Origin of the sequence: Streptomyces sp. NPDC059564, from assembly GCF_042735575.1 — a bacterium.
GTDB lineage: Bacteria > Actinomycetota > Actinomycetes > Streptomycetales > Streptomycetaceae > Streptomyces.
This window is the reverse complement of sequence record NZ_JBHWBP010000099.1, coordinates 1-23453: the sequence shown is the minus strand read 5'-3', so window position 1 is coordinate 23453 and position 23453 is coordinate 1. Positions and strand designations below refer to the sequence as shown.

Sequence of the window (23453 nt, the reverse complement as noted above, 5' to 3'; positions counted from 1 at the left end):
GGCTCTGCGCCGCGGCCGGGCTCTGCGCCGCGGCCGGGCTCTGCGCCGCGGCCGGGCTCTGCGCCGAGGCCGCGGGGGCTCCCGCGAGCAGGCTCACGATCGCGGCCGCGGCGGCCGCGGCGGTCATGAGCGCGCGGCGCACGGGGCGGCGTACGGGGGCGAAGGGGGAGGCGGTCATGGGGGGATCCGTTCGGTGATGCATCCCCGGGCCGCGCGTGGGGCGCGGGCCGAGGGCGGTGGTCGGTACGGCGGGCCGGGCTGGACGGTTGCCCGGCTCCGCTCGCTCCCGATCCTGATCTCGGCCGGTGAACGGATGGTGCCTCCACGGTGTACGGTCGCGCCGCTTCACGTGGCGTTTGCGCCGGCCGGGACGACGTCCGGTTCCCCGGCGGAGGCGACGACGGCCGCGAGGTCCGCGCCCGCCCGCAGGAGCCCCACCGTCCGCGCGGCGATCTGCTCCAGCCGCCGCCCCAGCACGCGCTCCGTCTCCTCAGGGCCGCCCCGCCGGTCCAGGGACCCCATCACCTCGCGCACCGCCGGAATCCCGTACCCGGAGGAGCGCAGGGCCGCGACGATCCGGGCCGCGCCGATGGCCGGCGGCCCGTAGCGGCGTGCGCGCAGCGAGGTCACGCGCTCGGGCAGGACGAGGCCCTCCTGCTCCCAGAACCGCAGGGTCGACGTACGGACGCCCAGCGCCCCGGCCAGCTCGGTGATCGTCATGGCCCCGCCCTCGCGCTCGAACCCCGGCGCGTCGGCCTCGGCCCGGATCGCCCGCAACGCCTCCAGGGCGTGCAGCGCCTCCTCCCGCTCCCGGGCGAGCCCGACGTGCACGGCGTTGACGGCCGCGGCCGCCTCCGTGAGCGTCCCGGACCGCAGCCCGGCGAGCGTCCGGCGGGCGGCGACGGGCCCGGCGGCCGCCGCGAGCCCCCGGTAGGCGCGCAGGGCCCGCACGTGGAGCGGCGCGTAGGAGCGGTAGCCGTTGCCCGACCGGCCGGCCGGGGGAATGACCCCGAGCCGCTCCAGGTCGCGGACCTGCTGCACGGAGTACCCGGACTCCCTGGCCACGTCGACGGTCCGCATCGGTGCCAACCCCACACAAGCACTTGAAGGTGATCCTTGAACCATGAGTACGGACACGAGTATGGAACAGATCATCGCGGCCGTGCGCGCCTTGCCCGGAGCGCACGTGGACATCCCGGAGCGCGGCGACGGGTCACCGGAGGTGGCCTGGGGGGACGCGTTCTTCTCCTACGCCCCCGACGGGCGCCCGCCGCGGAACGTGCAGCCCTACGGCACCATCGTCACCAAGGACTACCCGGGCGACACCGCTTCCGACCTGGACCGGCCGGGCCGCTGGCGCGTCAACGTCCGCGTCGACCGGGCCACGTTCCTCGAGCTCACGGGGGAGGAGCCGGGCGACCTCACCCGCCCCCGCGACCACGCGGCCGCCGACACCGTGACACCGCACCCGGTGTACGGCCCGTACGGCTGGATCGCGGTGGTCAACCCCGCCGAGCGCACGACACCCACCGTCCTGCACCTCCTGCGCAGCGCCCACGCCGCGGCCCGCACCCGCTTCGAGCGCCGCCACGAGACGCCGTAGGGACCCTTCGCAGACGTGGCCGGGTCCGGCGGCACTAGGGTGGGGGCCGGTGTCTGCACGGTGGGAGATGTCGTGGATGTCGATCTGCGCAAGCTGCGCTACTTCGTGGCCGTGGCCGAGGAGTCGCACTTCGGCCGGGCCGCCGAGCGGCTGCACATCACGCAACCGGTGCTGTCCCGGCAGATCCGCGCGCTGGAGCAGGAGCTGCGCGTGCAGCTGTTCACCAGGAACAGGCAGAGCACGGAGTTGACCGCCGCCGGCCGTCAACTGCTGGAGGACGCGCGCCCCCTGCTGGCCAACGCGCAGGCCCTGTTCCGCCGGGTCCAGCAGGCCGCCCACGGGTCCTCGGTGTTCACGGTCGGCTTCATGCCCGGCATCACCGTGACCGGTGCGGTGCGCGCCTTCTCCGCCCGGCATCCCGAGGTGAGCGTGCGGGTGGTGCGCACGTCCTGGGGCGACCAGGTCCAAGGGGTGCACGAGGGCCTGCTCGACGTGAGCTTCGTACGGCTGCCCGTCGACCATCGCGGACTGGAGCTGCGCCCGCTCTTCCGGGAGCCCCGCGTCGCCGTACTGCCCGCGGACCACCGGCTGGCGGGCAAGGAGTCCATCGTCATCGCGGACCTGGCGCCCGAGCGGCTGCTGCAGGACCCCGACGCCGTCCCCGAGTGGCGCGACCTCCCCGAGCGGACCGGCGGCGAGGGGGCCGGGCCCCGGCCCGCGTTCGCCACCGTCGAGGAGAAGCTGGAGCACGTCGCGACGTCCGGGGGCGTCCTCGTCCTGCCGCTGTCCACCGCGGCCTACTACACGCATACCGATGTCGCGCACGTGCCCATCGACGACATCGGACCGGGCGAGGTCTGCCTGGCCTGGAGCGCCGGCCGCCGCTCCCCCCTGCTCCCCGAGTTCGCCGACATCGCCGCTGCCCAGCACTGATGCCCTGAGGGCATCACCGCTGACGGAAGAGGTCTTGGACGCCGGCCGGGGCACGCGGCGAGGGTGGAGGAGCGGCGGAATCCCCCGCCGCCCTCGACTGGGAACGTGAGAGCGATGCAGATCTTCATCACGGGCGGCTCCGGCTACATCGGCCGCTCCACCATCCGGGCCCTGACCCGCCACGGCATCGGCGTGAGCGCCCTGGCGCGCAGCGAGCACGCGGCGCGCACCGTGTCAGGCCTCGGCGCCACCCCGGTCGCCGGGGCGCTGACCGACACCGGCGTCCTGCGTGAGGCGGCCCGCGCGGCCGACGGGGTGATCCACCTCGGGGTGGACTACGCCGAAGGCACCGCGGACGTCGACCGCGCGGCGGCGGAGGCACTGCAGGACGGCGTGGGAAGCGGCCCCTACGTCCACACGGGCGGGGTGTGGGTGTACGGCGACACGGACGGGGTCGTCGACGAGGACGCCCCGCTGAGCCCGCCGCGCATCACCGCCTGGCGGCTGGAGAACGAGAAGCGGGTGCTCGCCCGGGCCGCCACCGGAGAGCGCCCGGTCGTGGTGATGCCGGGGCTGGTCTACGGCCGCTCCGGCGGACTGGCGCAGTCGTTCTTCGTCGAGCCGGGGCGCACCGCGGGCGCCGTGCCCTGCATCGGGGACGGCTCCGGCCACTGGGCGCTGGTCCACGTCGACGACATCGCCGAACTGTACGTCCGGGCCCTGAACGCACCGGCCGGTTCCGTGTACGCCGGGGTCAGCGGCCAGAACCTTCCGCTGTCCCACATCACCCGGGCCCTCAGCCACGCCGCCGGATGCCCGGACAGGATCGACACGCTGACCCTGGACGAGGCCGTGCGGCGGATGGGCCCGATCGCCGAGGCGTTCGCGCTCGACCAGCAGTTCAGCGGAGCCCGGGCGCGCCGCGAACTCGGCTGGACGCCCACCCGTCTCGACGCCCTGGCCGAACTCGCCCGGGGCTGATCCGCCAAGGGTCCCTCCCCGTCGCCGACCGTGGCCACCGCGTCGCGGGTCGGGAACTCCCGTGGTGTCCGGAACGTCCTGATGACGTAGGGGAGTACGAGAGCGAAGGGGAGACCGGATCGTGTGGAGCGCAGGAGAGCGTCCGAGCCGCCGTGCCGTACTGACCGCCGGGGTGGGTGCGGGAGCGGTGCTGGCCGGGATTCCATTCGGCGGGACGGCCTCCGCGGCGCCCGCGCGGGGCGCCGACGTCGTCCGCGAACTGCGGGCCCTGGAGCGGGAGCACGGCGCCCGCCTGGGGGTGTTCGCGCGGGACACGGCCAGTGGCCGGACGATTGCCCACCGGGCGGACGAGCGCTTCCCGATGTGCTCGGTCTTCAAGACCCTCGCCGTCGGCGCCGTCCTGCGTGACCTCGACCGGGACGGCGAGTTCCTCGCCCGGCGCGTCTTCTACACCGAACAGGACGTGAAGGACTCCGGGTTCGGCCCCGTCACCGGCCTGCCCGGGAACGTGGCGGGCGGGCTGACCGTGGAGCAGCTCTGCGCCGCGGCGATCTGCCAGAGCGACAACGCCGCCGCCAACCTGCTGCTGCGGGAGCTGGGCGGACCGCAGGCCGTGACCCGGTTCTGCCGGTCGCTGGGAGACCGGACCACCCGGCTCGACCGCTGGGAGCCCGAGCTGAACTCGGCCGAGCCCGAGCGGCTGACGGACACCACGAGCCCCCGCGCCATCGGCCGGACCTATACCGCACTGGCCCTCGGCGACGCGCTCGCGCCGCGCGACCGGGAACGGCTGACGGGCTGGCTCCTGGCCAACACGACCAGCACCGAACGCTTCCGCAAGGGCCTGCCGGCCGACTGGACGCTGGCCGACAAGACCGGCGGGGGCGCGTACGGCACCAACAACGACGCGGGGATCACCTGGCCCCCGCACCGCCCGCCGATCGTGATGACCGTCCTGACGACGCACGACCGCCCCGACGCCACCGCCGACCACCCCCTCGTGGCCAAGACCGCCGCGCTGCTGGCAGCCGCCCTGGCCTGATCCCGGCAGTGCGGACCATGCGCCGCCACCTTTCGCGACATCGTGCGGAACCGATTCTGCGTCGGCTCGTTGATGTGCTGGGTGCACCCGCCGCCCCGGGTTCTCCGTTCCCCGGGGCGGCTCCGGCCCGTACGCGGCCAGGCGTCTCAGGGGCGGGTCAGCCGTGTGCGCAGGGCTTCCGCGTCCGGCAGGAACCAGAGCTGGGTGCCGCGGTTGCTCTCCCGTACGAAGTCCCGCAGGGAGTCGCTGGCGGCGACGTGGTGCGCGATGTCGCCGACGACGGCCAGCTTCAGCCGGTAGGTGGCGAACTTCTGGACGATGTCTCCGGCGAGGCGGGTCCGCAGCCGGAAGAAGTCCTCCGTCAGGCATTCGACCGGCAGGAGGACCCAGTCCGCGCCCTGGTACATCCCGTCGCCGATCAGGTCGGTCGCGTCGCGCTCGTCGCGGACGACGGCGCCGTCGGGCGCGCGGACGAGGACGGTCGTGCCCTCGAGGTGCTCGATCGTGTCAGGCATGGGGTTCGGTTCCTCCCGGTGGGGGTTCGCGCCGTCGGTCACAGGTCCTGGACGACCGAGTCGATGAGCCGCAGGAGTTCGGCCGTGGTGTCGAGTCCGCCCACGATGATGATCTTGAGGGTGGCCCGCTCCTCGTCGTGAACGCTCTCCACGCGCAGGCGGTCGGCGTCCTGGCGGCCGGGGCCGTTGCCGTGCCGCCCGGTGGCGGCGGCCATGATCAGGTTGGTCAGGCGGTCCACGGCGACGGGGTCGATCGCGTCGATCTGCACGATGCCGGACACCTCGGTATGGCGCGTGCGGCGGGCGGGCGAAGGGGCGGGGAGACCGGTGAAGGCCTCCAGGTCGGCGGGCGTGATCCGGTACTGGCGGCCGACGCGCGTCGCCTTCAGCCGGCCGTCCCGTACGTATCCCCGCACGGTCCGGACGTGCAGTCCGAGCTGGTCCGCCACCTGGTCCACCGAGTAGTAGAGCTGCCGCGCCACGTCACCCACGTCGTTCCCTTCCATTCCCTTAACTTCCCTAAAGGTACCTCAGATGGAGCGGTATAGGGAATGGAAGGGTAGTCCTAGTGAAGTCCGGCGGGGAGGCTGGGTGCGCGGTCACCGGCCGGCCTCCGGTGAGACGGGGGCCTCGGAGGCGGGCTGCCGCGGGCCCGGCAGGAACCTCGCGCTCTTCGCGGCGAGCTGGCGGGCGAAGTACTCCTCGGCGTCGTCCGGACGCATCCGCGCGAGGGCGACCAGCGCGGTGATGGCGGTGTCCGCGACCTCCGCCTGGACGTCCGACCAGTCGTGGCTGAACCCCTTGCGCGGGTTGCTGCCGCGCACTCCGATGACGGCCTGGGCCGCCTCGCCGAATTCCTCACCGATCTTGAGGACCTGCAGGGTCCACTGTTCCTCCTCCGACAGGCCCCGTTCGCCGGCGCGTTCCGTGAAGGTCCTGGCGAGTTCCTCGATGGTGGTCCACACGTGCTGCACGGTCGTTCCTCTTCTCCGAAGGGCGTACGGGCGGCCGGGCCGGGAGCGCGGCTGCCGTGGTCGGTCAACGAGCCGGCCGCAGCCGGGTGTTGCCGCCCGTCGGCCCGGTGTGCGGCAGGCCGCCGCCCGCGGTCTCCCCGCACGCCTCGGCGCCGCTCCGTTGACAGTCCACCGGTCACGTGCGAAAACAGCAGTAGGCCTCCATGGGCCACGTGCCCTTTCATGACGCGCGACCTCCACCTCGCCACCCGCTCGCCTCCGCGCGGGGCCCGCCGAGCGTGCCGAGTGTGTGCCGCGTCCGATCCACCGCCCAACCCTGAGACCGCCGTACAGGGCACGCCACCGCCATTTCGTGAACGAACGGCTCCCCTATGACCATGCTTCCCGCACCGCGCGTTCCCGGACGGACCTGGACGGTCCGCCTCACGGGCCACGCGGACCACACCGTCTCCGTGACCTGCAGCACCGGCGCCTGCCGGATGCCGCCCCGCTCCAAGGACGCCGCGGCCATGCGGCGCTTCGCCGCCGAGCACGCCAGGGCGCACGCCCGGCTCGCCACCGTCCGCCCCGACGCCGCGTGCGCCTGCGGGGCCGCCGACTGCGCCTTCCACGAGGACGCCAGGGCGTCGTGCGCCGGAGCACCCCTGCTCCTCCTCGTCCACAACCCGGCCGTGGGACAGGTCTGGACGCTGGCCGAGATCTGCCAGGCCTGCGCGCCCCTGATCCCGCACACCGCCGTCCTCGGGCGGGCCCAGGGCTCGTTGGCCGCGCGCCCCGCCGCCGAGCAGGCGGCTGCCGCCCCGGCCCCGGCACGCGTGGTCGTGGCCGGCGGGTTCTCGTCCCCCGAGGCCGCCCCCGAAGCCGTCGCCCGCCGCCGCCCCCACCGCGGCGGCCCTCGGCGCACACGCTGACCCCCGGCCCGTCGGACGCCGCCCCCGCGGCTCCGCACGGGGCGAGCCGGCGCCCCGGCGGGACGCCGTCGGCCGCTACGGGCGGGTGGCGGTGATCAGGTAGTAGTCCAGGATCCGTTGCTCCCAGGCGGCCAGGAAGTTCCGGGGCCAGGTGCCCGGCTCCCAGAGGCGGGAGAGCCAGCGGTCCCAGCCGGGCCAGACCTGCGGGCCGATCGAGCGGGTCCGGACGTCGACGAGACCGGCGCCGGCGAGGGCGTCGGTGAGCCGGGAGGCGGGCCGGGCGATGTCCAGGCCGCTGGCGAACGAGTCCAGCAGCCCGGCGAGCCGGTCGGCGTGACCGGGAGCGCCGTCGACGGTGAAGAAGCTCGCGACCGCGACCCGCCCGCCGGGCCGCAGGACCCGGGCCGCCTCCCGGGCGAAGGCGGACAGGTCCGGGAAGTGCTGGGCGGCCTCGACGCTGTAGAGGCAGTCGAACTCCCCGTCGCCGAACGGCAGGCTCTCGGCCGCGCCCAGGACGAAGCGCAGCCGGTCCGGCCGGGCCTCCAGCAGCGGGGCGTTGGCCAGCCGGGCCCGCTGGAGCTGCTGGGGGTGGATGTCCACCCCCGTGATGGCCTCGGGCCGGTACTCCTCCAGGGCGAGCGCGCAGCCGAGGCCCAGACCGCAGCCGACCTCCACAGCCCGGCCGCCCCCGGGGGCGGCGGCGTCCAGGACCTGCCGGTAGAGGTCCTGCTCGCTGCGGACCCGGTCGCCCTCCGACAGCGGGCTCCCGAGGTCGACCGACCCCCAGTACCCGAAGTTGATGAACCCTCCCGAGAACACGGGAACGGCACTGAGATCGGCCGGCCCGTACGTTTCCCACACCGAGGGCCGTACGACCGGGGCGGACTGCTGCCGAGGGTCACCCGTCAACGCCTCATCACCTCCGTGGACTTCCGGGACGCCCTGTCCCCGGGGCTCAGTGTGGCGCGGCGGCACCCGGTTGCGACAGACCGCCCGCCCGGGCCGCGCGGCGCGGGACGCCGGGTCGCCCGACGGGACCCGCGAGCCCCCAAAGGCGTTCGCGCAGGTCTGCACCAATCCTGTTGAATACGGGAAAACGCGCCTATGTGACGGTGGTTCATGTTCAGCATCCTGTTTGCCGCCATACCCTCCCTCATGGCGCTCGCCGCGCTCGCGGGCATCGCGCGGGTCGTCGTCCTGGGGCGGCGGCTGCGGGCGGCCTGGAGCAGTGGCATCGCCGTCCCGGGGCGCCTGCTGCGGACGCGGGTGACCACGGTCACCCGGAGCGCGGGCTACGGACGGGCCCCGTCGACCACGAGCAGCAGGCGGCAGCTGTACGAGTTCACCACCCTCGACGGCGAGGTGACGCGGTTCGAGGAGGCGGGGTCGAGCCTCGTGCTGGAGGGCGAGCCGGTCACCGTGCGGTACCCGCGGGGGCGCCCCGACCGGGCGACCGCGCTGCCGCCCGGCGACCGCGGGGCGCGTACGAAGTCCGTGCTGGCCATCGGGTGCCTCACCTTCCTCGCGCTCCTGTGCGTCACGGTGGCCTGCGTCTTCTTCACCGTCGCGAGCGGCATCGGCGAGATCCGCCACCGGGTCGACAGGATCACCCGGCTCGACGTACCGGACGCCCCGCCCGCCGCGCCGCCCGCGCCCCCCGGCGGCCCCTCCCTCCAGTGGCCCACCGAACTCCCGCCGCCGCCCTCGGGCTTCCCCGACCTGCCCCACTGACCTCCGGTCCCGACCGCGGTTCTTTCGAGCCGTGGGGTGCTTGGCCCGTGGCTGGTTGTCATGCATAGGATCGGTGCCCTGCCGACGGGGGAGAGATCCAGATGTCAGAGGAATCCGGCCAGGTGTGGGGTCGCGGGAGCGCGGCCGTGTCGGACCGGGAAGTGGGCACGCGGCTGAACGGCGCCCCGGGCCCGGGCCCGGCCCCCATGGGCCCCTTCGTCCCGGGCACCGGGCCCCAGGACTTCGCCTCCACGCCCGCGGAGAAGACGGCCGCCGCCAACACGATCGAGACCGAGCTCCAGCCGAACACCAAGAAGGCCACCGAGCACGCGGACGCCACCACCGAAGCCGCCCGCAAGGGCTTCGACGGCTGGGAGACCGCCGCCGGACTGAAGACGGTGGCCGACACCTGGGACCAGCAGGTCAAGACCCTGATGGGGCGGCTGGCCGGTGAGAAGACCGCACTGCGCGGCGCGAACTCCCTCATCACCGGCAACGACACCGGACTGGGCGGTCAGTTCCGCACGTCCCGGTCGAAGCTCAACGGCCTGTAGGGGGAGTCATGGCGCTGAACTACCACGAGGTCATGACCACGGACCTGGGCCTGCTCACCACGGCCGCCGGCAAGTGGGACTCCATGGCGGGCGAGCTGAAGAAGGTCGAGACCCGCTACGGCGACTCCGTCCAGAAGATCACCCTGGGAGCGAACTGGTCCGGCGCCAGCGCCGGGACCGCCCACACCAGCTTCAAGGCGACCCGCTACGAGTACACCGCCGCGCAGAGCCAGGCCAAGGCGGTCGCCAGCCTGCTGCGCGACGCCCACGAGGGCTTCACCGACCTCAAGAAGAAGCTGGAGAGCGCCCGCGACGACGCGGTGGCCGCCGGCATGACCGTCTCCGAACAGGGACGGGTCGCCTTCGACTACGCCCGGCTCACGCCCTCCGAACGCAGCGCCTACCACCACGACCCCGACGGCCAGAAGTCGATCAGCGAGGCCGTCACCACATGGCAGAAGCACATCGACGACCGGGTGACGGCGGTCTCCGAGCTCGACGGGCAGGTCCGGGCCGCCCTGAGCGCCGCCGTCGTCGACAGCAACCGCGACGCCTTCGGCAAGGGCGCCGACGAAACGTTCAACGGGTTCAACGCCCATCCCGAGGGCGACCTCTCGAAGGCCCCGAAGACCCTGCCGGACCTCAGCTCCCCGGACAAGACCGATCCCACGAAGGTGACCGGCCCCGACGCGGGCTTCTCCGTCAGCGGCACCAAGTACGGCAAGGAAGGCTCGGTCAAGGCGTACGCCGACCTCTTCCACGCCACCGCCAAGGGGTCGGTGACCGACGGACGGTGGACGCTGTCCGGCGTCGACGACATGTACGCCGGAGCCCGGGCCAGCGCCAACTGGGGCATCACCGACCAGGGCGTCAACGGCAAGGCCGAGGCGTCCGTGGGCATCAGGGCGCTGACCGAGGGCCGCGTCGAGTACGGTCAGGTCGGTGCCTACGGGCGCGTCGAGGGCTTCGCCGGAGGCGAGGCCTCGGTCTCCGCGAAGGCCACCAAGACCGAGGTGGGCGTCGGCGCGAAGGCGTTCGCCGGAGGCAAGATATCCGGCGCCACCGGAGTGGAGGCCGGTGGCATCGGCGTCGGTGTGACGGGCGAGGGCTGGGCGGGTGCCGGAGCGGAGGCCTCGTGGGGCGTCCGCAAGGACCCGGAGACCGGCGCGTGGAAGATCGGCGGCAAGGCCGGCATCGCCCCGGGTCTCGGCGGAGCCGTCGGACTGGAGATCACCGTCGACCCGCACAAGGTGACCAAGGCCGCCGGTGACGTCGCCGACTTCGTGGGCGACACCGCGGGCGACGTCAAGGACACCGTCGGCGGCTGGTTCGACTGACGCACCCCCACACCCCGCACTCCCCCCACACCGAGCACCCCCTGGAAGGAAGACCCGACATGCCCACGGCACTGCCGGTACCGATCGAATTCCGTCTGCCCGAGGGCTGGCTCCCGGCCCGCCGGGGTGAGGTCGACCCCGGCGTCGCCTTCGCGGCGGTGCACCCGCACCCCGACTCCGGTTTCGCCGCCAACATCACCATCGACGGCGGGTTCCCGCCCGAGGAGGCGACCCTGGTCGATCTCGCCGACGAGTCGGCGCAGCGCCTGCGCGAGGTCGCCGAATCCGTCCGGGTCGTCCAGCGCCACCAGGCCGGAACCGCCGACTCGCCCGCCCTCACCCAGCGGCTGACCTTCTCCGCCGTCGCGGGGGACGTCAGCCGCGAGCTCGTACAGTCCCAGGTCTACCTGGCCCTCGTCGACACCGCCGACCCCCACCGGCGGGCCGTGCTCCGGCTGGCGCTGACCGCCACCGCGGCCCAGCACGACAGCGTCGTGCCCGAGTTCCAGGAGTTCGTGCGCAGCGTACGGCCGGACACCGGGGAAGGTGCCTAGCCATGGGCCGGCTCTGGGACACGTACATGGGCACGAGGCGCCCGGACACCACTGTGAAGGCGATCCCCACCACCGAGCTGCGCGCCGCGCTGCTCGCGCTGGGCGGGACGGACGTGCCGTTCGGCGTGCGCGAGGCGGCGGGCGGGGGCGGCGGCGCCGACCTGGTGGCGGAGTGGAAGGTCATGGAACCCCCCTCGGGCTCCGGCATGGCCCGTCGGCAGGTGGAGCGGACCTTCAAGATCTGGCTGCGCCTGGTCCCCGGGGAGCGCGAGGTACGGGCGATGGACGAGCAGTGGGCGGTGACGCGGGCCGGCGCACCGCCCGGCCGGACCGTGCAGCGCGAACACGGCCGGGGGCCCATCCGCCGGGTGCACCAGGAGTGGTCGTACGAGCGAGGCACCGACGGGCGCCGGCAGAAGGTGGTGTCCTTCAGCCTGCACGTCACCCGGGACATGAAGGATCCCCTGCGCGACACCGTCCTCGCCGCCGGCTGGACCTGGCGGGGAGCGCGCAAGCCCTGATCGGGGCTGTTCGGGTGAGGGGGAAACGATCCCCTCCGCCGCGAGGGTTCCGGCGCTCCGTCGCGGGCCGGAACCATCCTGAGTGCCCGGCGGCGGTACTCCGCCGGCCCGCCGCGGTCGCGCCGGACGATACCGCGCGCCGCGGCGGCGACCCCCCCAGCACCGCGATGGGAGTCCTCCTGTGGGACTGACGACAGCCACGATCGCCGCCGAGTTGGAAGCGGCGAACAAGGTCGGTGACCCGAAGGCCGACCAACTCGTCTCCGACCTGATCGACAACGAGGAGATCGACGGGGTCAACGCCCTCTTCCGTACCATCGGAACCCTCAAGCCAGGCCAGGACCTCTCCGAACTCCCGCCGCGGCTCGCGGAGTTCCTCAAGGAGGCCGCGGCGGCGCCGCCGGACTGGTCGGAGGCGGACGTCAAGGCCGCCGAGGGCTTCTTCGCCCACCACCACGGCGAAGTCTCCATGCTCCAGGGCACGGTGGGCCTCATCGGCACCTACCTCGCCCCCACCGGCGCCTTCACCCTCCGCTCCACCGGCCGCCTCGGCGGCGTCGACGGCCCCGGCCGGCGGCTGTCGCAGTCCTCGCGCCTCTTCCTCGACATGGGCAACAAGAACGCCATGCGGGACGGCACCCTCGCGGCGAACGTCACCAAGGTCCGGCTCGTCCACGCCTCCGTACGCCAGCTCCACAAGAAGAGCGGCGAGTGGGACTACGCGAAGTGGGGCGAGCCCGTCTCGCAGAAGTACACCACCGGCGCCGCCCTCGTGTTCTCCACCCAGATCCTGCAGGCCATGGCACGCCTGGGCCTCGACGTCTCCAAGGAGGACGCGGACGGCTTCATGTGCTCCTGGCACTACGTCAACCACTACCTCGGCACCGAGGAGAAGTGGCTGCCGCCCAAGGACGCCGGTGAGGCCGAGGCCCTGTGGAACCAGGAGCGCGACAAGGAGTGGAAGAAGACCGACGACGGCGTCTTCATGACGAAGCAGGCCGTCGACTTCTACCGGAAGTTCTACCCGCCGGGCGCGCACGACGCGTTCATCGCGATGGTCCGCCACGCCCTGACCGACAAGTACGCCGACATGGCCGGGCTGCCCAAGAGCGTCCTCGGCGCCATCGCCGATCCGCTGGCCGCCGGCCACGGGCTGGTCAGTGGTGTGGGCGGCGGGCTCCTCGGCGGCGCGGCGAAGAAGACCGTGGGCGTCAACCCGTACAAGGACGTCATCGGCATCGCCTCCAAGGCGTTCAACGAGGTCCAGAAGTTCGCCCTCACGCACGACCAGGACGACCAGCCCCAGATGCACCAGGAACTGCACGACGACCGCTGACCGCCCGGAGGTCCGTCAGGTCCCGCCGTCGAAGCTCCAGGATTCGATGTCCCGGTAGCGGATGAGTCCCGGCCCGCGCCCTATGTTGCTGCCGACCAGGTGCAGCCGCCGTGCCTCCCAGGGGCTGCCGGTGAACCCGGCGAGTCCGGCGGCGGCCTCCACCGCACAGGACGGACCGTTGCGGCGGGCGCGGGCCAGGGTCAGGTGGGGGCGCAGCGGCCGCTCCGGGAAGGCGACACCGCACTCCCGGACCAGGGCGCGGACCTCGGTGGCCAGCCGGTGCAGCCCGTCGAGGTCCCCGTCGATCCCGCTCCACAGCACCCGCTCGTCGAAGTGCCCGCCGCCGCGCAGCGCCAGTCCCAGGGGCCGACGGGCGGCGGCGAGCCGCGCCAGCGGCGGCCGCAGGAGGCCGACGGTGGCCACCGGCAGCTCCCCGAGGAACGCCAGCGTGATGTGCCAGTCCTCGATGCGGTTCCACCGCATCCGCGGGTGCGCCTCGTAGGCGGGGCCCAGCTCCCGGGCCAGTTCCTCCTTCGCCTCGTCGGGCGGGGCGAGGGCGATGAACAGGCGCACGGTCGCGGTCTGCCGCCGCTCGGTCACCGAGGGGTGCGTGTCGTGCTCGGGTGCTTCAGTCATCTTCTGTTCCGTACGTGCCGTGCTGCCGTCCGGCGCAGGGCGGGCGAGGCGGGCGCCGGGAGCGCGATCGAACGCGTGAGTCTACCGGGACCCGCCGTGGCCGGGTTTCGCCGGGCGCCCTTTACCGCCCGGGGGGCACCGGCTATTGCTTGACGCGACGCGGCACGGCACGGCACACGGCGCAGAAGGGGGACGGCGGGCGATGACACGAGCGGCGGGCACCGACGGAAGCGGCACGGAGTCCGGCGAGCAGACGGACAGGACGCCGTTCGACGCGGTCTACGACCGGCCCGACCCCCGGGACTTCTTCCGCGACGTCGGCCGCTGGGGCTACCGGACGCCGCACCACGCCCAGGACGTGTTCCGCCGCCTGGCCGCCGCCCGCGCCGACGCCTCCGCCGGTCCGTTCGCGGTACTGGACATCTGCTGCTCGTACGGCATCAACGCGGCCCTCCTCAACCACGACCTCACACTGGACGACCTCTACGCCCACTACGCCTCGCCGCGCGCGTCCGCCCTCACCACGGCCGAGCTCATCGCGTGGGACCGCGCCTACTACGCGGCCCGTCGACGGCCCGACGCCGTACCGGTGATCGGGCTCGACCCCGCCGCCCATGCCATCGGCTACGCGCGCGCCGTCGGACTGCTGGACGAGGGGTTCGCCGAGAACCTGGAGGAGGATCCGCCCAGCGCCGAACTCCTCGACGCCGTACGGACGGTGGGGCTGATCACCGTCACCGGAGGCGCCAGCTTCCTCTCGCCCCGCACCTTCCGGCCGGTCCTCACCGCCGCCCGCCACGAGGTGTGGGTCGCGGCGTTCGTCCTGCGCACCGGCTCCTACCGGCCCATCGCCGACGGGCTGACGCCGTTCGGGCTGGTCACCGAGAAGGCGGCCACCCCCACCTACCCGCAACGCCGCTTCACGGGCCCGGGCGAGCAGAAGTACGCCGTCGCCGCCGTGACGGCCGCGGGCGAGGACCCCGACGGCAGGGAGAGCGACGGCCAGTTCCACACCGCCTTCCACCTCTCACGGCCCGCGCGGGACGCCAAGGCCCTGCCGCTCTCGGCCTTCCTCGGCGACGCCTGACCCGCGAGCCGGGCAAGTGCCTGGACGACGCGCGCAACGCGAGCACGAACGGCAACAAGATCGGCCTCTACGACTGCAACGGCTCGGCGGCGCAGCGCTGGTCGGTCAACGCCAAGGGGCAGATCGTGCACGTGGCGTCCGGGAAGGTCCTCGACGTGACCGGCGGCGCGACCGCCAACGGCACGCCCCGGCCACCGCCTCGCCCTGTCCCACCGCACCGCCCCCCGGCCCGTGTCTTCAGCCGGGGGCGGGGGCGGGCGTGTGGGGCGCGTAGACGTGGTGCGCGCCCGTCGGGTCCGCCTGCGCGCTCCCGCGAATGGAGCAACGGCTCCTGGGCCGCGTACACCATGATCAATAACCTGGGCGCCCGGCGCGTGACCTCGTGCCTTTCGGACAGAGAAGGCGAGCGGCCCAGTGAAACTCCCCATGGTGCGGCGCAACTCCTGGCTCCTCGTGGCGACCGCGCTGCTGACGGTGCTCGGCACCGGCTCGGCCGGCGCCGACGTCGCGTGGCAGAAGGTCGGCGACGACGCCCGCAGCGGCGTCAGCGGCCTCGCGTACGAGGGACCGTCCGAGGACGGGACCGGGGTGCGGGCGCTGGCCGTCCAGGACAACAAGCGGTCCGGGCAGCGGCGCCTGTCCCGGATCACCCACCGGGCGGGCTCCGACGACATCGCCCCGCTCACCTGGGACGGACCGGAACCCGTCGACCTGGAGGCCATCGAGGCCATCCCCGGGATGCCGGGGGAATACCTGGCGCTCACCGGCCGCGGCATCGTCTTCCGCCTGAAGGTCGCCGGCTCCACGGCGACGGTCGTCGACTACACGCCGCTCCCGGCGATCGGCGAGGGCGACGACTTCGAGAGCCTCGCGCTCGTCGCCCAGAACGGCCACCTCGCCGTCCTGTGGGCGGACCGCGGAGCGGGCCAGGACCGTCCCGCCACGCTGTACGCGGCTCCCCTGACCTTCGCCGCGTGGGGCCAGCCGCTGTTCGGAGCCGTGACGCGCCGGGCGTACCGGGCGGCGTACCCGCTCGGCGAGGGCGTGCGGCACATCTCCGACATCTCGGTGACCGCCTCCGGCCGCATCATCACGAGTTCCGCGGCGGACGCCGGTGACGACGGCCCCTTCGACTCCGCGGTGAGCGACGCGGGCCGGGTGACCGTATCGGCGGCGGGCCGGGTACGGGTGACCCTCGCGGCGGACCCCACCGTGCTCGGGACGTACCCGCAGTACAAGATCGAGGCCGTGGAATGCCTGCCCGGATCCGCCGACGCCCTCCTGGGCACGGACGACGAGAACCTCGGCGGATACGTCGGCACCGAGCCGTTCTGCGCGTCCTGACCGACCGGACCGGCCCACCGGACGGGTGCGGCGAGGGAGCGGCACCCGTCCGGATTCCTCGCCCGCCGACCCCAGGGCGGTACGTCATCAATTCGTGAGACAAGCGCACATGTTCGCGGTCGCCTGTGGCATGCTGACGCAGCCCGCCGGTCGGCTGCTCTCCGACTGCCCAGGGCATTCACCCGTCACGGACGCGGGACCCGGGACGGCCTCCTTCACCTCCGCGCGGGCCTCGTCCGTCGGCCCCGTCCCCGGAGGAACCTCCTGTGAGTACCCCCTACCCCGGCCAGACCCCACCTCCGCCCTACGGGTACCCCGCCCCGCCCCAGCCTCCGAAGAAGAACAACGTCGGCAAGATCATCGGCATCGGATGCGGAAGCCTCGTCGGCCTGTCGCTGCTCCTCGCCGCGTGCGGCGCCCTCGTCGCGAGCAGCGACGGGTTCAAGGAAGGCGTGAAGGAGGGCGTGAAGGCCGCCTCTTCGGCGCCCACCCCGCCCGCCGAAGCCCCTTCGGCATCCATCGCGGCCCCCGCGGCCAAGCCCGCGCCCGAGCCGGCGAAGAAGGGGGTCGTGGAACTGACCGCCTCGCCGGCGGAGTTCAAGCCCACCATCCTCTCGCAGGGCGCCGGCGACTACACCTCGATCCAGGTGACCGTGGCCAACAACGGTGACAAGGAGGTGAGCGTGAACGTCCTCACCTTCGAGGTCACGGCCGAGGACGGGGCGCGCAGGAATGCCGAACTCGCGGTGGACGAGGACCAGATCGACACCGTCACCCTCGCCAAGGGCGAGAAGGTCACCGGCACGATCACGGTGAAGGGCAAGCTCACCGCGAAGACCGTCTACTTCCGGAACGGCCTGCTCGGCAACACGTACAGCGCCCAGGTGAAGTAGGGGAACGCTCCGCCGGGCGGGATGTGGGGTGCGGGGCTACGCTGGATCTGCGTCGCTCCGCCTCGCGCCCACCGGAGGTGCCATGCACCGTGCCTCACTGCTGTGTGCCGCCGCGGCACTGGTCGTCACCGCGCTCGGGCCGGGCGCCACCGGGTCGACGCCTCCCGATCCGCACGACCCGGAGCTCGCCCGCTTCTACGGGCAGCGGATCCACTGGGGCCCGTGCCCGGCCGGCTTCCAGGCGTCCATGAGGTGCGGGCACCTGAACGTCCCGCTCGACTACGCCGACCCGGCGAAGGGCACCGTCAACCTCGCCGTGACGCGCCACCCCGCCACCGGGCAGCGGCGCCTGGGTTCCCTCGTCCTCAACTACGGAGGGCCGGGAGGGGCCGGCCTGCCCATCCTGTCGAAGGGGCTGACGGAGCCCGAGCGCGCCAAGCGCTACCAGGCCCTGGCCCAGTCCTACGACCTGGTCTCCTTCGACCCCCGCGGCGTCGGCAGCTCCGCGCCCATCAGCTGCGCCGGGGCCCTGCCCGTCCGGAAGACCGAGTCGATGGACGCGGCCGCCCTGCTCCGCGCGAACGAAGCCGCCGTACGCTCCTGCCGGGCCCACTCGGGGCCCGTCCTGCCGTACGTCGGCACGGTCAACGTCGCCCGGGACATGGACGTGCTCCGCCAGGCCCTCGGTGAGCCCCGGCTCAACTACCTGGGCTGGTCGTACGGGACCCGGCTGGGCGCCGTCTACGCCGCGCAGTTCCCCGAACGCACCGGCCGGTTCGTCCTCGACGGCGTCGACACGCTCTTTGACCCCCTCGCCGACCAGCAACTGGCCACCGCGCGCGGTCAGCAGATCGCCTACGACGCCTTCCTCGACTGGTGCTCCGAGCAGCAGGGCTGCCTGTACCACGGGGTGGACCCCGTACGCGCCGAAGCGCGGACCGAGGCGCTCGTCGAACGGCTCGACGCGAAGCCGCTGAACCTGCCCGGCGGCGGCCGCTTCAGCGGGGCCGACCTGGCCCTGGCCATCGAGAACGACCTCTACTCGCCGTGGGACTGGCCCGCCCTGGAACGCGGGCTGGGAAAGCTCGTCCGTGAGCAGGACCCCTCGGGACTGCTGGAGGCCGCGAAGCCCGAGGAGGACAACGAGGGCGCCGCCTGGGCGGCCGTCAGCTGCGCCGACTACCCCGACCGCGGGGTCGGTGGGGATCCCCGGGCCCTTCAGCGGCAACTCGACGCCCTGCGGCCCGAGTTCCTCAAGGCGTCGAAGATCTTCGGGCCGGGTGAGCTGAGCGAGATCGCCTACTGCCAGGGCTGGCCGGCGCCCGTCGACCCCACCTCGGGCCTGAAGCCCGAGCACGTCCCGCCGATGCTCCTGGTCGGCGTACGGGGCGACCCCGCGACCCCGTACGCGTGGACCGAGGAGACGGCGCGCCTGCTCGGCCCGAACGCCGTCGTCGTCGACTACAAGGGCGAGGGCCACACCGGCTTCCGGCACTCGGCCTGTGTGCACCGGCACATCGAACGCTTCCTGCTGGAGGGCACGTTGCCGCAGGGGAACGTGTCCTGCCCGGCCGAGGGAATCGACGCCCGGGGCCACGAGGAAGTCCGGCCCGCGCCTCAGGAGTGACCCGGAGGACTCGCCGCGAGCTCCCCGGGCAGCCAGCGCAGGGCGGACCACAACTCCATCCGTACGTCCGGGTCCTGGAGGTCCGTGTCGAGCAACTCGGCCACGCGGCCGATGCGGTGGCGCACGGTGTTGCGGTGCACCCGGAGCGCGGCGGCCGCCTGGTCCCAGGCGCAGTGCACGGAGAGCCAGGTGCGCAGCGTCTCCAGCAGTACGGCGGCCCCCCGGCGGCGCGGCGTCGTCCAGCGGGGCGAAGCGGGCGCGGGCCGGCGCCGTCGCGTCGGCGGCGTCGACGATGCCGTGGACGCTCCGCGCCTCGGTCCGGTGGCGTACGAGGGGCACCCCGGTGGCGAGGGCACGCCGCAGGGCGCGCTCCGCCTGGGTGTCGGCGGCTGGCAGGTCGGCGGTGGACGCGGGGGAGCTGAAGCCGAGGGTCCAGCCGAGCCGGGCCGCGCCCTCGGCCTCGACGGGATCCGGGCCGGGGACCAGGGCCCGCGGCGCCTCGCCGTCCACGTCGAGGCAGGGCGTACCCAACGCGGTGCCGAGCGCGGCGCACTGCACCGGGTCGGCGCCACCGGGGGAGGCCGGCCCGGACTCCGCCCTGGTGCGGTGCCGGTGGACGACGACCCACCGCCCTCCGGCCGGTGCCCCGGCCGGGAGCAGGGCGGGGGACGGCCCCGTGCCCGCCGTCTCCGGGGACGGCGGGGCGATGTACTCGATCGCCGAGCTGGCCACCCCCGGCCCCCGCGTCCTGGTCCTCCCCGCCCTGCTGCGCATGTTCGCCCCCACCCACATCGAAGCCGCCCCCGCACCCTAACGGGGGTGGGGCGGCCGAGTCCTCCGCCGCGTTCACCGAGCGGGACAAGACCGTCCGGGTGACGCCTCCCGCCGCCGCGGACACCGCCTCGGCCGACGGATTCGGCAGCCCGGCCATCGGCTGACCCGTTCCGGCGGTGCCGGTGCCGGTGCCGGTGCCGGTGCCGGGCGCGGGGCCGGCGCCCGTGTGCCCGCGTCGGCCTTGCGGCCGGTTGCGGGGTGGGGAAGATTGATGCCATGACGGATCCCGGCAGGCCGGCGGCGGACGCAGAGGCCGACGTACTGATCGTCGGCGGTGGGCCGGTCGGGCTCACCGCCCGGACCCTGCTCGACCGCTGGGACGTGCGGACCCTGCTGGTCGAGAAGCACCGCGAGCTGTCGCCCTTCCCGCGGTCCCGGCTGGTCAACGCACGCTCGATGGAGATCTACCGTCAGCTCGGCCTCGCCGACAGGATCAGGGCCAACGCGTTCGCACCCGAGTTCGGCCGCGTCCGCTTCCGCGACACCCTGCACGGCGGCGACTTCGCCACCGCCGCCATGGAGGGGATCAACGCGCCGATCCCCGAAAGCCCCGTGATCGGCGCGGTCACCTCGCAGGACCGGCTGGAACCCACCCTGCTCGCCGGGGCGGACGCGCCGGTGCGCTTCGGGGTGGAGCTCGTCGGTCTGACCGAGGAGGCCGACGGCGTCGTGGCCGTACTCGTCGACCGCCGGGACGGCGAAGAAACGCGCGTCCGAGCCCGCTACGTGCTGGGCGCCGACGGCGCGAACTCCACCGTCCGGCAGCTGCTGGACATCGGTACCGCCGGTCCCGGAAGGATGGCGGGCTTCACCACCGTCGTGTTCGACGCAGACCTCAGCCGCTGGTGTGCCCGCCAGCCCGCCGGGGTCTACTTCACGGCGCACGGATCGTTCGCCCCGCTCTACCCCGAAGGGGGCTGGGCCTGGTTCGCTCCCACGCCCGAGGACATCGAGGGCGCCGACTGGTCCGCCCTCGTTTCGCGCGCCCTCGGCCCGGGCGCCGGCGTACGGGCCGACGTACTGCGGGTCCAGCACTGGGTGATGAACGCCTTCGTCGCCGAACGCTTCCGCCGCGGCCGGGTCCTGCTGGCCGGCGACGCCGCGCACGCGATCCCCGTCTTCGGCGGCATGGGCATGAACGCCGGCATCGCCGACGTGCACAACCTGTGCTGGAAACTGGCGGGAGTGCTCCATGGGTGGGCCGGTGCCGGCGTGCTGGAGAGCTACGAGGCCGAACGGCACCCCGTCGCCCAGCTGACCCTCCGCCAGGCGGTGGCCAACACGAAGCGTGCGATCGACGTGCAGAGCCGACGCCGCGAGCAGCTCCGCGGCGGCGAAGCGGCGTCCGAGGGGAGCGAAGCACCCTGGTCGGAGCGGTACTTCGCCCAGCTCGACCTCGTCCTCGGCATCACCTACCGCTCGGGCGCCGTCCTCACCGACGACGGCGCCCCACTCCCGGAGCCGTCCGGCGAGGGCACGGACTACGTCCCCACCGCGGATCCGGGCCGCCGCATGCCACACCTCTGGCTCGCACAGGGCCGCTCCACGCTCGACGCCTTCGGCGAATGGTTCACCCTGCTCACCGCGGACCCCGCCCACGGGAAGCGGCAGGCCGCCGGAGCGTGGCCGCTGCGCGTCGAGATCCTCTCCGAGGAGCAGGCCGGGCTCTGCGGCCTCTCCCCGGACGGGGCCCTGCTCATCCGGCCGGACGGCCACATCGGCGCCCGCTGGCGCGACCGCCCGCCGGGCACCTCCGCCCTCGGCGACGCCCTCGCCACCATCACCGGGTCGACGGCTTGCGCCTGACCCGGCGCGGTGCGGCGGACCGGTCCGACAGGAGGCGGGAGGCCGGCCGCCGGAGAGGCCGGCCGCTCACCGACCTGACGAAGGAGTTCCGCTCATGACCCCGCCCACCACCGTCCTGCTCACCGGAGCCGCCGGCGGCGTCGCCGGCTTCCTGCGGGCGAGCCTGCCCGGCTACGGCTACCGGCTGCGCCTCACCGACCTGAAACCCGTCGAGGGGGCCGAGTCCCTCGTGTGCGACCTGGGCGACGCCGACGCCGTACGCGCGGCGGTCCGCGGCGTCGACGCCGTCGTCCACCTCGGCGGCATCGCGCTCGAAGACACCTTCGACGCCGTGCTCGAAGCCAACATCCGGGGCACCTACCACCTCTACGAAGCCGTCCGGCTCGAAGGCGTCCGCCGGGTCGTCTTCGCCAGCACCAACCATGCCGTCGGCTACGTCCCGCTCACCGGCGGCGCCCCCATCGGCAGCGACGTGCCGCCCCGACCGGACACGTACTACGGCCTTTCCAAGGCCTTCGGCGAGAACCTCGCCTCGCTGTACGCCGACAAGTACGGGGTGGAGACCGTGTCCCTGCGCATCGGCTCCTGCTACGCCGAACCCCGGACGGTGCGCATGCTCGCCACCTGGCTCAGCCCCGCCGACTGCGCCCGCCTCGTCCACGCCGCCCTCACCGCCCCCGACGTCGGCCACACCATCGTCAACGCCATCAGCGCCAACACCCGCGCCTGGTGGGACCTCGGCTCCGCCCGGGCCCTCGGCTACGCCCCGCAGGACGACGCCGAGGTCTACGCCGAGGCCCTCCTCGCCGCGCACGGCCCCCTCGACCCGGCCGACCCCGACGCCCGCTGGATCGGCGGCTCCTTCACCCAGGCCGACCTGCACGGCCCGGAGCGGCGTCGGCACCCTTGACGGATGGTCTGGACCAACTTTACGTTGTGGCGCACCTCCTGCCCCCGCGCGAACGGCACGAAGGAGCACCCCCCATGATCCGTAGAAGCATCCGCCTGCTCGGCGCCGGACTCGCGACGGCGCTCCTCACCCAGTTACCCGCCGCCGCGGCGACCGCGCCCCCTTCCGCGGCGCCCGCCGCCGACACCTGCGCGGTGAAGCCGAAGCCCGCGGGCAAGGTCCTCCAGGGGTACTGGGAGAACTGGGACGGCGCCGCCAACGGCGTCCACCCGCCGCTCGGATGGATCCCGCTCACCGACAGCCGCATCCGCGCCCACGGCTACAACGTCATCAACGCCGCGTTCCCGGTGATCCGTCCGGACGGCACCGTCCTGTGGGAGGACGGCATGGACAGCACCGTGAAGGTGCCGACCCCCACCGAGATGTGCCAGGCCAAACAGGACGGCCTCACCCTGCTGATGTCCATCGGCGGCGCGGCGGCGGGCATCGACCTCAGCTCCAGCGCCGTCGCGGACCGGTTCGTGGCGACGATCGTGCCCCTCCTCAAGAAGTACAACTTCGACGGGATCGACATCGACATCGAGACGGGTCTCGTCGGCTCCGGCACCATCACCCGGCTCTCCGCGTCCCAGGCCAATCTGATCCGCATCATCGACGGCGTGCTCGGGCAGATGCCGGCCGGCTTCGGCCTGACGATGGCCCCCGAGACGGCGTACGTCACCGGCGGCAGCGTCGCCTACGGCTCGATCTGGGGCGCGTACCTGCCCGTCGTCAAGAAGTACGCGGACAACGGCCGGCTGTGGTGGCTGAACATGCAGTACTACAACGGCAGCATGTACGGCTGTTCCGGGGACTCGTACTCCGCGGGAACCGTCGCCGGCTTCAAGGCGCAGACGGACTGCCTCAACCGCGGTCTGGTCGTCCAGAACACCACGATCAAGGTGCCGTACGACAAACAGGTCCCCGGCCTGCCCGCGCAGTCGGGCGCGGGCGGCGGCTACATGCCGCCGAGCCTGGTGTCCCAGGCGTGGAACTCCTACGGCAACCAGCTCAAGGGACTGATGACCTGGTCCCTCAACTGGGACGGCTCCCGGAACTGGACCTTCGGCGACAACGTCAAGACCCTCCAGGGACGCTGAGGCCACACCGCGCCGAGGGCGGCGGTGACGGCGAGCACCGCCACCCTCGACGCCCGCCCCCGCCCCCGCCCGGAACCGGACTCGGCGGCAGAGTTCCATGATGCCGTCGTCGAACCCGGGAAACCCGCGCGCGGTCTGCTCGATCACGGCGCCCGACGGCAGCCCTTCTCCGGCCAATCTGGCAC

26 protein-coding genes and 1 pseudogene are annotated in these 23453 nt (G+C 73.5%); 20 read left to right on the top strand and 7 right to left on the bottom strand.

Features of this window, described 5'->3' with window-relative positions; genetic code table 11:
• Positions 1-345: 345 nt before the first annotated feature.
• On the bottom strand, positions 346-1080 hold the full coding sequence (locus ACFV0Q_RS18835) for a MerR family transcriptional regulator (protein WP_385006671.1): 735 nt from the start codon (positions 1078-1080) through the stop codon (positions 346-348).
• 61 nt (positions 1081-1141) lie between these two features.
• On the opposite strand from ACFV0Q_RS18835, the gene ACFV0Q_RS18830 reads away from it, so the two are divergent.
• The 4 genes from ACFV0Q_RS18830 to bla all read left to right on the top strand — a co-directional run bounded on the left by ACFV0Q_RS18830 (position 1142) and on the right by bla (position 4559).
• Positions 1142-1603 carry a DUF6194 family protein gene (locus ACFV0Q_RS18830; RefSeq protein WP_385006673.1) on the top strand — a complete coding sequence of 154 codons (462 nt, stop codon included), beginning with the start codon at positions 1142-1144 and terminating at the stop codon, positions 1601-1603.
• Positions 1604-1675: 72 nt separating this feature from the next.
• Positions 1676-2536: a LysR family transcriptional regulator gene (locus ACFV0Q_RS18825; RefSeq protein WP_385006669.1), complete on the top strand. Its 861-nt coding sequence runs from the start codon at positions 1676-1678 to the stop codon at positions 2534-2536.
• A 114-nt stretch (positions 2537-2650) separates the two neighbouring features.
• Positions 2651-3517 carry an NAD-dependent epimerase/dehydratase family protein gene (locus ACFV0Q_RS18820; RefSeq protein ID WP_385006667.1) on the top strand — a complete coding sequence of 289 codons (867 nt, stop codon included), beginning with the start codon at positions 2651-2653 and terminating at the stop codon, positions 3515-3517.
• Positions 3518-3638: 121 nt separating this feature from the next.
• Positions 3639-4559: a class A beta-lactamase gene (bla, locus tag ACFV0Q_RS18815; RefSeq protein ID WP_385006665.1), complete on the top strand. Its 921-nt coding sequence runs from the start codon at positions 3639-3641 to the stop codon at positions 4557-4559.
• 146 nt (positions 4560-4705) lie between these two features.
• Here the strand turns inward: bla and ACFV0Q_RS18810 are convergent, their stop codons facing one another.
• The 3 genes from ACFV0Q_RS18810 to ACFV0Q_RS18800 all read right to left on the bottom strand — a co-directional run bounded on the left by ACFV0Q_RS18810 (position 4706) and on the right by ACFV0Q_RS18800 (position 6048).
• Complete coding sequence (locus ACFV0Q_RS18810) at positions 4706-5074, bottom strand: DUF4180 domain-containing protein (RefSeq protein WP_385006664.1); 369 nt, start codon at positions 5072-5074, stop codon at positions 4706-4708.
• Between the two features lie 38 nt (positions 5075-5112).
• Entirely contained in the window at positions 5113-5580 is a 468-nt protein-coding gene (locus tag ACFV0Q_RS18805) for a helix-turn-helix domain-containing protein (protein ID WP_385006662.1), read from the bottom strand.
• Positions 5581-5673: 93 nt separating this feature from the next.
• A complete protein-coding gene (locus ACFV0Q_RS18800) occupies positions 5674-6048 on the bottom strand; it encodes a MazG-like family protein (RefSeq protein ID WP_385006660.1) in 375 nt (124 codons plus the stop codon).
• Between the two features lie 377 nt (positions 6049-6425).
• Here ACFV0Q_RS18800 and ACFV0Q_RS18795 point away from each other — a divergent pair, with 377 nt between their 5' ends.
• Positions 6426-6959: a hypothetical protein gene (locus ACFV0Q_RS18795; RefSeq protein WP_385006658.1), complete on the top strand. Its 534-nt coding sequence runs from the start codon at positions 6426-6428 to the stop codon at positions 6957-6959.
• A gap of 75 nt (positions 6960-7034) precedes the next feature.
• Here the strand turns inward: ACFV0Q_RS18795 and ACFV0Q_RS18790 are convergent, their stop codons facing one another.
• Positions 7035-7868, bottom strand: coding sequence for a class I SAM-dependent methyltransferase (locus ACFV0Q_RS18790; protein WP_385006655.1), 834 nt, complete (start codon positions 7866-7868; stop codon positions 7035-7037).
• A gap of 210 nt (positions 7869-8078) precedes the next feature.
• Between ACFV0Q_RS18790 and ACFV0Q_RS18785 the strand changes: the two genes are divergently transcribed.
• From ACFV0Q_RS18785 to ACFV0Q_RS18760, 6 genes are all read left to right on the top strand, one after another.
• Positions 8079-8690: a DUF3592 domain-containing protein gene (locus ACFV0Q_RS18785; protein ID WP_385006652.1), complete on the top strand. Its 612-nt coding sequence runs from the start codon at positions 8079-8081 to the stop codon at positions 8688-8690.
• Positions 8691-8791: 101 nt separating this feature from the next.
• Positions 8792-9244 carry a hypothetical protein gene (locus tag ACFV0Q_RS18780; protein ID WP_385006650.1) on the top strand — a complete coding sequence of 151 codons (453 nt, stop codon included), beginning with the start codon at positions 8792-8794 and terminating at the stop codon, positions 9242-9244.
• Positions 9245-9252: 8 nt separating this feature from the next.
• The gene (locus tag ACFV0Q_RS18775; RefSeq protein WP_385006648.1) at positions 9253-10581 is read left to right on the top strand and encodes a hypothetical protein; all 1329 of its coding nucleotides are present in this window, start codon (positions 9253-9255) and stop codon (positions 10579-10581) included.
• A gap of 59 nt (positions 10582-10640) precedes the next feature.
• Positions 10641-11135 (top strand): hypothetical protein, encoded by a 495-nt coding sequence (locus ACFV0Q_RS18770; RefSeq protein WP_385006646.1) that lies wholly within the window; start codon positions 10641-10643, stop codon positions 11133-11135.
• Positions 11136-11137: 2 nt separating this feature from the next.
• The gene (locus ACFV0Q_RS18765) at positions 11138-11656 is read left to right on the top strand and encodes a hypothetical protein (RefSeq protein WP_385006644.1); all 519 of its coding nucleotides are present in this window, start codon (positions 11138-11140) and stop codon (positions 11654-11656) included.
• Between the two features lie 181 nt (positions 11657-11837).
• Positions 11838-12992: an oxygenase MpaB family protein gene (locus tag ACFV0Q_RS18760; RefSeq protein WP_385006642.1), complete on the top strand. Its 1155-nt coding sequence runs from the start codon at positions 11838-11840 to the stop codon at positions 12990-12992.
• Between the two features lie 15 nt (positions 12993-13007).
• On the opposite strand, the gene thpR is transcribed toward ACFV0Q_RS18760, so the two are convergent.
• Positions 13008-13628, bottom strand: a complete 621-nt coding sequence (gene thpR / locus ACFV0Q_RS18755; RefSeq protein ID WP_385006641.1) for an RNA 2',3'-cyclic phosphodiesterase — start codon at positions 13626-13628, stop codon at positions 13008-13010.
• A gap of 202 nt (positions 13629-13830) precedes the next feature.
• On the opposite strand from thpR, the gene ACFV0Q_RS18750 reads away from it, so the two are divergent.
• From ACFV0Q_RS18750 to ACFV0Q_RS18730, 5 genes and pseudogenes are all read left to right on the top strand, one after another.
• A complete protein-coding gene (locus tag ACFV0Q_RS18750) occupies positions 13831-14715 on the top strand; it encodes a hypothetical protein (RefSeq protein WP_385006639.1) in 885 nt (294 codons plus the stop codon).
• A pseudogene (locus tag ACFV0Q_RS18745) lies at positions 14712-14891 on the top strand (ricin-type beta-trefoil lectin domain protein); the annotation flags it as partial. The gene ACFV0Q_RS18750 and the pseudogene ACFV0Q_RS18745, both read left to right, overlap by 4 nt.
• A 238-nt stretch (positions 14892-15129) precedes the next feature.
• Positions 15130-16059, top strand: coding sequence for a hypothetical protein (locus tag ACFV0Q_RS18740; protein WP_385006637.1), 930 nt, complete (start codon positions 15130-15132; stop codon positions 16057-16059).
• Positions 16060-16325: 266 nt separating this feature from the next.
• The gene (locus ACFV0Q_RS18735) at positions 16326-16952 is read left to right on the top strand and encodes a DUF4352 domain-containing protein (RefSeq protein WP_385006635.1); all 627 of its coding nucleotides are present in this window, start codon (positions 16326-16328) and stop codon (positions 16950-16952) included.
• Positions 16953-17034: 82 nt separating this feature from the next.
• Positions 17035-18579 carry an alpha/beta hydrolase gene (locus ACFV0Q_RS18730; protein ID WP_385006633.1) on the top strand — a complete coding sequence of 515 codons (1545 nt, stop codon included), beginning with the start codon at positions 17035-17037 and terminating at the stop codon, positions 18577-18579.
• Here ACFV0Q_RS18730 and ACFV0Q_RS18725 read toward each other — a convergent pair.
• Positions 18570-18935, bottom strand: coding sequence for a helix-turn-helix domain-containing protein (locus ACFV0Q_RS18725; RefSeq protein WP_385006631.1), 366 nt, complete (start codon positions 18933-18935; stop codon positions 18570-18572). The two genes, ACFV0Q_RS18730 and ACFV0Q_RS18725, sit on opposite strands and share 10 nt — an antisense overlap.
• 320 nt (positions 18936-19255) lie before the next feature.
• Here ACFV0Q_RS18725 and ACFV0Q_RS18720 point away from each other — a divergent pair, with 320 nt between their 5' ends.
• The 4 genes from ACFV0Q_RS18720 (at position 19256) to ACFV0Q_RS18705 (ending at position 23268) form a co-directional block, all read left to right on the top strand.
• Positions 19256-19393: a hypothetical protein gene (locus ACFV0Q_RS18720; RefSeq protein WP_385006630.1), complete on the top strand. Its 138-nt coding sequence runs from the start codon at positions 19256-19258 to the stop codon at positions 19391-19393.
• Between the two features lie 236 nt (positions 19394-19629).
• Positions 19630-21219 carry an FAD-dependent monooxygenase gene (locus ACFV0Q_RS18715; RefSeq protein WP_385006628.1) on the top strand — a complete coding sequence of 530 codons (1590 nt, stop codon included), beginning with the start codon at positions 19630-19632 and terminating at the stop codon, positions 21217-21219.
• A gap of 94 nt (positions 21220-21313) precedes the next feature.
• The gene (locus tag ACFV0Q_RS18710) at positions 21314-22129 is read left to right on the top strand and encodes an NAD-dependent epimerase/dehydratase family protein (RefSeq protein WP_385006625.1); all 816 of its coding nucleotides are present in this window, start codon (positions 21314-21316) and stop codon (positions 22127-22129) included.
• 74 nt (positions 22130-22203) lie between these two features.
• The gene (locus ACFV0Q_RS18705) at positions 22204-23268 is read left to right on the top strand and encodes a chitinase (RefSeq protein WP_385006623.1); all 1065 of its coding nucleotides are present in this window, start codon (positions 22204-22206) and stop codon (positions 23266-23268) included.
• The last annotated feature ends 185 nt before the right edge of the window (positions 23269-23453 follow it).